This window comes from Syntrophales bacterium, from assembly GCA_023229765.1.
In the GTDB taxonomy this organism is placed as follows: Bacteria; Desulfobacterota; Syntrophia; order Syntrophales; family UBA5619; genus DYTH01.
In genome coordinates this window covers 138,649-148,733 of sequence record JALNYO010000004.1, presented here as the reverse complement: position 1 = coordinate 148,733, position 10,085 = coordinate 138,649, and the positions used below count along the sequence as shown (strand labels likewise).

The 10,085-nt window shown below is 56.6% G+C and carries 7 protein-coding genes; all 7 read left to right on the top strand.

Features of this window, described 5'->3' with window-relative positions; translation table 11 throughout:
• Positions 1-56: 56 nt before the first annotated feature.
• The 7 genes from M0P74_04190 to M0P74_04160 all read left to right on the top strand — a co-directional run bounded on the left by M0P74_04190 (position 57) and on the right by M0P74_04160 (position 9,884).
• Entirely contained in the window at positions 57-392 is a 336-nt protein-coding gene (locus tag M0P74_04190; GenBank protein MCK9362786.1) for a hypothetical protein, read from the top strand.
• Positions 392-1,543 carry an aminotransferase class I/II-fold pyridoxal phosphate-dependent enzyme gene (locus M0P74_04185; protein ID MCK9362785.1) on the top strand — a complete coding sequence of 384 codons (1,152 nt, stop codon included), beginning with the start codon at positions 392-394 and terminating at the stop codon, positions 1,541-1,543. Before M0P74_04190 ends, M0P74_04185 begins: the two co-directional genes overlap by 1 nt.
• 32 nt (positions 1,544-1,575) lie before the next feature.
• On the top strand, positions 1,576-2,106 hold the full coding sequence (locus tag M0P74_04180; GenBank protein ID MCK9362784.1) for a hypothetical protein: 531 nt from the start codon (positions 1,576-1,578) through the stop codon (positions 2,104-2,106).
• 84 nt (positions 2,107-2,190) lie between these two features.
• Positions 2,191-3,144: a Wzz/FepE/Etk N-terminal domain-containing protein gene (locus M0P74_04175; protein MCK9362783.1), complete on the top strand. Its 954-nt coding sequence runs from the start codon at positions 2,191-2,193 to the stop codon at positions 3,142-3,144.
• 221 nt (positions 3,145-3,365) lie between these two features.
• A complete protein-coding gene (locus tag M0P74_04170) occupies positions 3,366-6,554 on the top strand; it encodes an SLBB domain-containing protein (GenBank protein ID MCK9362782.1) in 3,189 nt (1,062 codons plus the stop codon).
• Positions 6,555-6,919: 365 nt separating this feature from the next.
• The gene (locus M0P74_04165; GenBank protein ID MCK9362781.1) at positions 6,920-9,004 is read left to right on the top strand and encodes a YjbH domain-containing protein; all 2,085 of its coding nucleotides are present in this window, start codon (positions 6,920-6,922) and stop codon (positions 9,002-9,004) included.
• A gap of 94 nt (positions 9,005-9,098) precedes the next feature.
• The gene (locus tag M0P74_04160; GenBank protein MCK9362780.1) at positions 9,099-9,884 is read left to right on the top strand and encodes a hypothetical protein; all 786 of its coding nucleotides are present in this window, start codon (positions 9,099-9,101) and stop codon (positions 9,882-9,884) included.
• Positions 9,885-10,085 lie beyond the last annotated feature (201 nt).

The following is a 10,085-nucleotide window of genomic DNA, read 5'->3' as shown; positions in this document are numbered from 1 at the left end:
GTTAATTGTCATTCCCGTGAAAACGGGAATCTGGTCTTTTCGGGAACTTATAGATTATGAACATTAAGCTTCGCTTTCCCGCCTGCGCGGGAATGACAAAAGGGTATAGATTTTCAAAGCTCTCGCTGCATGGGCACCAAGCCGATCCCTCGTGCAACGGGGTTTGGGCGCGGGTCGGCAAATTCTTTGTGAGGAAATTGTGGACCTATGCGCAGCGCTGGGGAGCAAAGGACCCGACGCGGGCGGCGAATAATCCCGGGCGGTGTGATGAGATTGATGAGACGCTGCACGGCTGGGCCAACGGGGGGTTGCCGGAGGGCATAATTAGGGACAGAGCCCCTATTTCCACCAGCGAAAAAATAGGGGCTCTGTCCCTAAAAGAGGTGAGTTGATGACGTTAGCGGTAAGCGACCGGCATGCGTGGGTCATGCAGTCGGAAATACGGAACATGACGATTGAATGCAATAAGGTTGGCGGGATCAACCTTGCCCAGGGGGTCTGCGATACGGGGGTTCCGCCGGAGGTCCGGCGCGGCGCCGAGCAGGCGATGGAGGCGGGGATCAACATCTACACCAACTATGCCGGGCTAATTGAACTGCGCGAGGCGATCGCGGCGAAGCAGCAGCGCTTTACCGGCATGATCGTTGACCCGCAAACGGAGATTATTGCGACCGCCGGCGCGACGGGGGCCTTTTACTGCACCTGCCTGGCCCTGCTCAACCCAGGCGATGAGGTGATCGTCTTTGAGCCCTATTACGGGTATCATATCAACACCATCGTGGCGACCGGGGCCGTGCCTGCATATCTGCGGATGTCGCCCCCCGCCTGGTCGTTCTCGCGCGCGGACCTCGAGCGGGTTAAAACCCCGAAAACCCGCGCGCTTCTCGTAAATACGCCAGGAAACCCCTCGGGGAAGGTTTTTTCCGAGGCGGAGCTGCAGGTAATTGCCGGATTTGCGAAGGATAATGATCTTTTCGTTTTCACTGATGAAATTTACGAGCATTTCCTGTATGACGGCAACCGGCACATCGCGCTGGCGACGCTGCCGGGGATGAAGGAGCGGACGATCACGATCTCGGGGCTTTCTAAAACCTTCAGCATCACCGGCTGGCGGATTGGCTACTGCCTGGCCGACGCCCGCTGGGCGAAGATAATCGGCTACTTCAACGATCTCATCTATGTCTGCGCGCCGGCGCCTTTGCAGATCGGCGTTGCCCGGGGGCTGATGGAGCTGGGCGCGGATTATTATCAGGGGCTCTCCGCAGAGTATCTGATAAAGCGCGATAAAATCTGCGATGCGCTGACGCGGGCGGGGCTTGCGCCCCATATTCCCGGGGGGTCGTATTACGTCCTCGCCGATGTGTCAAACGTGCCCGGGAAATCGAGCAAGGAAAAGGCGATGCATCTGCTGCAACAAACCGGCGTTGCCGGCGTGCCCGGCTCGGCCTTTTATCACGACGACGGCGGCGATAACCTCGTGCGTTTCTGCTTCGCGAAGGATGACGATGTTCTGGACGACGCCTGTCACCGTTTGTTTAAATAGGGACAGAGCCCTATTTAAAACAGGAGGGAAGGATGAAAAGACTGTACGCCACGAAATTTAGCTGGTTGCTGCTGGTTTTGTCGCTGTGCGCTGCCGCGCGGGTGTTCGCGGAGGATTCGGAGGTTAACCGCAGGACGCTGAAGGGGCTTGCGGGGTTTTATGTGATTGTCGAGGAACTCCAGCCGAATTTGCTCAAGTATGAGAAGTATGCAAAACAATTTGATTTGAACAAAGCGGGCATCCAGCGGGACGTCGAAAGGCAATTGACGAAGGCGGGCATCCGCGTCCTTTCCCGCGAGGAGTGGCAGAAGACGCCGGGGCAGCCGGTCTTCTATGTGAACGTCAATACCCACGAAAGCGAGAAGTACTGGTTTTCGTACAATATCAAGATCGAGGTGCGGCAGGTTGTCAGCCTCGAAGCGAACCCCGCAGTGAAAACGTTTGCCGACACCTGGTCGCTCAGCCTCACAGGCATGGCGAATATCGGCAGTCTGAAGCAGATTAGCCAGGATATCAATTTGTTGACGATGAGGTTCATAGGGGTTTACAGAGGGATTAAATAGGTTTCTGTCCCTATTTAATATTGTTGACATTGGGGTCGATTATGGGTAATTGAGCCCCTACTGAAGATAAAGGAAAAAAACACTATGCAGAATGATTCGAAACAGCCGGACTGCCAGGGCGCGATGCCGGAGGACGACGAGATTAACCTTCTAGATTTGTTCATTGTCTTGCTGCGGCATAAGGTGATGATTATCTCAGTTGTTTTTCTGGCGGGCGTCGCCGCGGTTGTGATCAGCCTTTTGATGACGAACATTTACCGTTCCGAAGTCATGATCGTGCCCACGGCCCAGGAAAAGGGGGGCGCCCTGTCGGCGCTGGGCGGTTTCGGGGCGATGATCGCCTCCGAGGCGGGGATCGGCGCCGGCGGGTCGCTCGAACAGTTCGAGGTCGTTCTCAAGAGCCGGGAGCTGACAAATGCCATTGTCCGGGAGAAGAACCTGCTGCCGGTGCTCTTTGAGGATAGCTGGGATGCGGCCGCCAAAAAATGGAAGGATGAGCCCCCGAAGACGGAGGACATCTACAAGGCTCTGCAGGCATCGCTCGAGGTCAAACCGGACAAGAAGAAGAATGTAATGATCATCGGGTTTCAGTCGAAGGATCCCCAAACCGCGCAAAGAATTCTCGATTATTTTGTGGTCGGGATGAGTGAGTTTCTGCGGCAGCAGAAGCTCGAAGAAGCCGCGGCGCAGCAGAAGCACCTCTACCAGCAGCTCACGCAGACCACCGACCCGCTTTTGAAAAACAAGCTCTATGAACTCATCGCGAAGCAGATCGAGACGGAGACGCTGGCAAAAGTTCAAAAATACTACAGTTTTAATATTATCGATCCTTCGTTTGTTCCGGAGCGCAAGTTCAAGCCGAAGCGGGCGCAGATTTGTCTGCTGTCGGTGGTCGTGGCCTTCTTCATCGCGATCTTTCTGGCATTTTTCCTGGAGTACATAAAAAATATCGGGACGCGGGAAGACCCGGAGCGGCTGGCGAACCTGCGCAAATATCTGCGCTTCCGAACGAAAGATGGCCCGGCGCGGAAGGCCTGAACTGCCGGGCTTCGGAATCCCGGTTTCCGCGAAAACCTGCCTTCGGTTGTCGCTCCGGCGCAAGCCTTTGTCCGGAAGTCTTGAAAAAACTGGATGCCGGTTTTTGGAGGTATGACGATATGCCTAATTTCGGTAGGAATTCAAAGCTCCCCGCTGAGGTTGGACGGGGGAAAAATATTAATTAAATAGGGGCTCTGTCCCTATTTAAGAGAGGGTGTCAAATGATCAAAAAGGCAATATTGTGTATGGTTGTTCTGCTGCTGATTCCGGCTTTCGCAGGGTCCCAGACGACGGGGGCGGCTGTCGGGTCCTTGCCCGGTTCGGCTCCGGCACTTACTGCCGAGCAGTCCACGGCGGTTCAGAACCTTAATGCGGGGCAGAAGGCAGCGATCGCCCAGGAACTCGGCAAATCGGGCGGGCAGATTACGCCGGAGGCAGTGGAAGCGCTGAAGGGAAGGCCGGAATTTCAGGGGCTCTCGCCGGAAGAGGTTGCCAAGGGGAAGGAACTGCTGAAGGCCAACGAGGGAAAGGATCTGCTGAAGGTTGGTGAGGGGGAAAAGGCGAAAAAAGCGTCTGAACCGAAGGATAAAACCGCCGCAGAACAGAAGCAGGTCATTTCCGAGGCGGTGAAAGGGGAAACCCTCTTTGAACGCGCCCAGAACACCGGCAAGTACCAGGATATATCACTGAAACTCCGTCCGTTCGGCTATGACTTTTTCCAGGAAGCAGCCGTAAATGTCATAACGCAGCGCAAGGATATCCCCGTGCCGCTGAAATACGTCGTCGGGCCGGACGACGAGGTGAAGGTAACCCTGTGGGGAAGGGTGAATGCCTCCTACAAGCTCGTCGTGAACCGCGACGGCAAGATCGATATCCCGGGGATCGGGCCGCTCGCCGTCGCCGGGATGACCTTCGAGGAGATGTCCTCGAGCCTGATCAAACAGGCCGAGCAGATGACCGGCACCAATGTGGATATCTCGATGGGCTCCCTCCGGACAATCCCGGTTTTCGTGCTGGGGGATGTGCGGAGGCCCGGCGCCTACACGATCGGCGCCTTCGCGACGATCACCGATGCCCTCTTGATCTCCGGCGGGCCCTCGGAGATCGGCTCGATGCGAAACATCCAGCTCAAAAGGAAGGACAAGGTCGTCCGGAGCTATGACCTCTACGATCTTCTTTTGAAGGGCGACAAATCGCACGATGTGACGCTCCAGGCGGGCGACATCGTCTTTGTGCCCGTCATCGGTCCCTACGCGGGCATCGCCGGCAACGTCAAGCGACCGGCGCTCTATGAATTCAAGGACAACTATTCGCTGGATTATCTGCTGGAGCTTGCCGGCGGGATCGTGCCTTCGGCCTATACCCAGCAGATTCAGGTGGAACGCACCGTCAAGAACGAAAAACAGATCGTCATCGACATCGATGACAAGCGCCTTGACCGGGCAAAATCATTTATTCTCCAAGATGCAGACATTGTTAAGGTTTTTTCGATTGTTGACAAAGACGTCAATGTCGTTTACCTGAGCGGCAACGTGAAGCGGGGGGGAAAATACGCCCTGCGCGCGGGGATGCGCCTCGGGGACATTCTCAAGAGCGAACAGGATGTTCTGCCGGACACCTACTTCGATTACGCCCTGATCAAGCGTCTGCGTCCGCCGACTATGGAGTCGGTGCTGGTTCCCTTCAACCTCGGCGATCTGATCCTGCGGGGCGATCCCAAAAGCAATCTGGAACTGCAGCCGGCGGACAGCATTTATGTCTTCAGCCGGTGGTTTTTCAAGGACAAGCCGTACTTCACCGTCAGCGGCGAGGTGCGCACGGCGGGCCGGTTTGAACTCTCGGACAACAGCCGGGTGAAGGACGCGCTGCTCACCGCCGGGGAACTGACAAAAAACGCCTACCTGAGAAAGGGCGAAATCGTTCGCGTCGATAAGAACAAGGAGTTTTTCACGCTCTATTTCGACGTTGCCCGGGCGATGGCGGGAGATCCCGCGGAAAACATCCTGCTGCAGGACGAGGATCACGTCATTGTCCATTCCCTTTACGAGGAGAAATGGAAAGAACAGGTTGCCGTAGCCGGCGAGGTCAAGAAGCCGGGCGAATTCCTGCTGACCGAAAAGATGCAGGTAAGCGACCTGCTCTTCAAGGCGGGCGGTCAGACGCGCGACACGCTACTTACCGAGGCGGAACTCTACCGCACCGACTGGAAGACGAAAAAGCAGACCCTGCTGAAGATCAGCCTCGCGGGGGCGCTCTCCGGCAATCCCACGGACAACTTGGAACTCCGGGATCTCGATCGTTTGGTCGTCCATTCTATCTGGGAGACGACGTACAAGAAGAACGTCTCAGTCGAGGGGGATGTCCTGAAGCCGGGAACCTACCCGCTGGCGGAGCGGATGACGGTGCGCAATCTGGTCTTCGCCGCCGGCAATATCCTCGAGTCGGCGTCGCTCCAGGAAGCGGAGCTTTCCTCACGGACGGTAGATAAGGATAACCGGACCGCGGTTGTGCACCGGCAGATTAACCTTGGCAAAGCCCTGGCGGGCGATCCTCAGCACAATCTGCCTCTGAAGCCGCACGACCGGCTCTTCATCAAGAGCATTCCCGACTGGCAGGTGGAGAAGTACGCGGTTCTCTCCGGCAAGATAAAGTACCCCGGGCGCTATGTCATTGCCAAGGGCGAGAAGCTCTCGGCGGTGATCGAGCGTGCCGGCGGCTACAGCGATGATGCGTACCTGCGGGGGGCCTTCTTCACGCGGGAGTCGGTGCGCGCCATGCAGCAGAAAGGGCTTACCGAGATGGCGGACCGCATGGAAAGGGAGCTCCTCACCGGGAGCGGAATTGTGACGGCAGCCTCGGCCGAGGAAATGGCGGCGAAAAAGGCCGAGTTGGAGCAGAAAAAACAGTTTGTCGGCTACCTGCGGGGGCTGAAGGCGACCGGACGGATGACGATCAGGCTGGCCCACCTGCGTCTCCTCAAAGGCAGCGAGTACGACATCGAACTCGAGGATGGAGACACACTGTTTATTCCCCCCAGCAACAACGTGGTCAATGTCACGGGCTCCGTCATGTCGCAGGGCAGCTTCATATATTCGAGCCGGATGGACTACAAGGATTACATAAGCCTGACCGGCGGCTATGCCAAATACGCCGACACCGACAACATCTTCGTTTTGAAGGTCGATGGTTCGGCCCGGAAACTCTCCCGGGGCTTCTTCAACTGGAGCTCTTCCCGGGATCGCTGGGAGGTGGCCGGCTTTGAGCAGGAGGTGAGAACCATCGAGCCGGGCGACACGATTATCGTGCCGGAGAAGGTCGAACGCATTGCCTGGCTTCGGGAGGTAAAGGACATAACCCAGATCCTGATGAACTCCGCCGTTACGGCGGGCGTCTTCAAGGCGCTTTTCTAAAACAGCGGTGGGTGGTATTTTGGGCCGGGGTGTGAAAAAGTTAACAAAAACTGCATAATTTTCTTGACAGGGCGGGAAGGGATTATTTATAGACCAGACCGTCCTTTGCAGTTCTTCTTCTTAATTAATGGAGAGTTTTGAAAAATTGCTTTTATGCTTGCGGGGTTGCTTGGTCGGCCCTCTGTCTTCTCGCAATGAGAACTTTGAATTTCTTCCCTTCCTGTCATTGCGAGGAACGGAGCGACGAAGCAACCTCATGGTTTATCGGATGCTTACGAGATTGCTTTGCTTCGCCCGCAATGACAACCGGGGCGTTTTTCAAAGCTTGCTCAATACCCCGGAGCGCGCGTTGCGAACATCGCACGATGAAGGTTTTCGGGGCGCTGCTTATGCTGTTCATGGGTGCGGTTAGTGGTTTTGCCGCCGATGAGCCCTTTACGGGCCCAGCCAACTGGGGAGGAACGGGGCTGATGGAGATTCCCACCGCACGGGTGATCGGGGAAAACAGCTACCGGATTGGTTTTAGTCAGGTGGAGCCCTACCGCTATTATTACGGCGCCTTCAGCCCGCTTAAGGGGCTGGAGATCGACGGCCGGATGACGGAGACGATGGTGTCGATAGACCAGCCGGGCACAAACTGGGAAGGTTACGGAAACTACAAGGATAAGGCCGTTGACCTGAAATATCAGATGGTTGCCGAGGGGAAATACTCGCCGGCGCTGGCGATCGGCATCATGGACCCCCACGGGACGCGCCTCTACGCTTCGCAGTACATTGTCGCCAGCAAGCAGCTCTACCCGTTCGATTTCACGATCGGCTTCGGAAACGGCCGGTTCGGCAAGCGGCCCCTGCCCTCCCAGGGGGAGGGGATAAGAGTCGAGATGCTGCAGGACCGGCGGGGGTGGCTCTCGGACTCCCAGTTCTTTGGGGGAATCCAGTTTGCCCCTTCCGACCGGTATGCGTTTATGGTTGAGTACAGCCCGATCCGCTACCATGAGCAGACCGGCGATCCGGCGCTGCGGGGGGGTTATTTCAGCGAGGCGGTTCCTTCGCCGTACAACTTCGGTTTTCGCTACAATTTCTTAAACTGGGCCGAGCTTGTCCTCTCCTGGCAGCGGGGCAATCAGTGGGGCGTCAATGTTTCAATGCCGTTTGAGATCGGCAAACCGATGATCCCGATCTACGCCCCCCGCTACAAGGAGCAGCCGGGGATTGCCCTTTTACCCATGGAGAGTCGGATGCTCCTCGGGCTCGGTTTGAGCGGCTTCAGCAGCATCGGGATAACGTTAACCGGCAGCGAGCTTACGATCGATCTGCAGAACAACCGCTTTTTTTACAACGCCAGGGGCGTTCAGGAGGCGCTTTTGACTATCGCGCCGATGGTCAGGGATTATAACGCGTCAAAAAAGAACGAACCAATTGACGACATATTGATCATCGTGAAGGACGACGGGGTTCCCCTCTATTCGTACCGGGCCAGGGCGGAGGACCTGCTGGAATATGCCGCAGAGCGGCTCAGCGAGAGAGAGTTTTTCGCCCTCTCCGCGATCGACACCGGCTATACGCCCCTGCCGGAGGGGCGCAAGGAGCTGACGCCGGGGTACGTCATCGGCTACAAGCCGCAGGTGCAGCTCTTTCTCAACGACCCTTCCGGTTTCTGGAAGGGCAAGATAGGGCTTTCGGTGTGGGCGACTTACCCGGTCTGGCAGGGAGGGTCCCTGGTGGCGGGGGCGGCATTCTATCCGCTGGCCAATGTCGAGACGGTCAATGAGCCCCTTTCCATCCCGGTTCGCACCGATATTGTGAACTACCTCAAGAACAAGGCGCTTTTTGAGCGTTTCCTGTTCAACGAGGTGGAGCGGCTGCCAGGAACCTCCGTTTATGGAAAAATTACCGCGGGGATTCTGGAGACGCAGTACGCGGGGCTCGATCTCGAGGCGGCCATGCCGGTGCTGGGAGGGAGGCTGCTCTTGGGTCTGGGGGGCAGCGTCGTGAAGAAAAGGGATCCCGACAATCCGCTGAAGCTTGCCGAAAATACCGTGAAGGATTACTATAAAACGGCCTTTATCAATACCAGACTCAATTTTCCGCAGTCCGACATCGCCATCGATGTGAAATACGGGATGTTTCTGGCGGGCGACAAGGGGGCGAGGATCACCCTGTCCAAATTCATCAACGGGGTGACGCTTTCGGCCTGGTACAGCGTGACGGATACATCGATCTTTTCGGACAGCGACAACCGAGGTTATCACGACAAGGGAATTTCCGTATCCATCCCCATCCGGCTTTTCACCGGCAAGGAGTCGCGGGCGGTTTACGGGCAGGCGATCTCTCCCTGGACGAGGGATGTGGCGCAGGACATTGACCATTTTACCAGCCTGTTCGATCTGATCGGCAGGAACACGGATGTTTTTCTTGGAAAAAGTCTTGACAAAAGCAAATATCATTAGTAAAAAACCGCAACGCGTATTGTTTAGTCATTCTGGCGTAGCCAGCAATCTTAATTGAATTATGGAACCGTTAAACTGGAGGAGGAAAATAATTATGGAAAATCATCAAGGTAGGGGGCGCACATTTGGTACGATGAGTTTGATAGTTTTGGCCGTTTTTTTCACCAATGTTTTGGCGATTCCGGCACTCTCGACGAAGGGAATGGCCGCTGCAGGCGCCGCCGGCGCAGGCGCCGCCGCAGGCGCGGGAACTTCTGCCGGCGTTAAGACCGGGACGATTGCGGTAGGCGTTGCCGTCGCAGCAGCCGCGGCCCTGGCCATTGCCACGAGCGGCGGTTCCGACATGGCCGTTGCCACCGGCCCCACTGCAGCGTCGGCCTCGGGCGCCGCTTTGGCGACAACGAATCCGGCGGCGGCTTCGACAGTGGCGAGTAATTTGGGAGCTTTGAATACCACCGCCCTTTCGACCCTGGCAACCGCCAATACGGCACTGGGGAGCGCCGGGCAGGCGAGTTTGGCCACTGCCGCAAGCACGATGAGCGCTGCTAATTTCGCGGCTTACCTCGCCAGCGGCGGAAACGGAGCCTATGCCGTGGGCAGCGCTCAATACACTGCATTGCAGAGCTTCTCATCCTACACACCCACCCAGTTGCAGGCATTACAGGCTATTTACGCCGCTGGTGCTGCCAATACAGCAACTATGTCTGCGATATCACAGGTTATCACACAATCTGCTGCCGGCACTGCCGCACAGCAGGCGGAGAATTTGAGACAAGCTCAGCTCGCTATTCTCACGGCTCGGCATCCCGGCGCTATAGTTGAGGTCAAAGTGGTCAATCTTGGCAACAATGTCTATACCACCACCACCCACGTAAGGTAGATGGGGGTCAGGTCTTTATTTTTAGCGTTTTCGAGGGCGGGCTCATTTCTGAAGGTTGAGCCCGCTCTGTGACCTTTGAGTTCTTCCTACCGAAACTTGGCGGTTTTTCGTTTCCGTGGAAGCGGAATAGCTAAGAAGGTAGCGTTTTCAAGGGGATCGTCATTTAAAACCATCGTCCGCACCAGGGGCGCCCGTAATTCT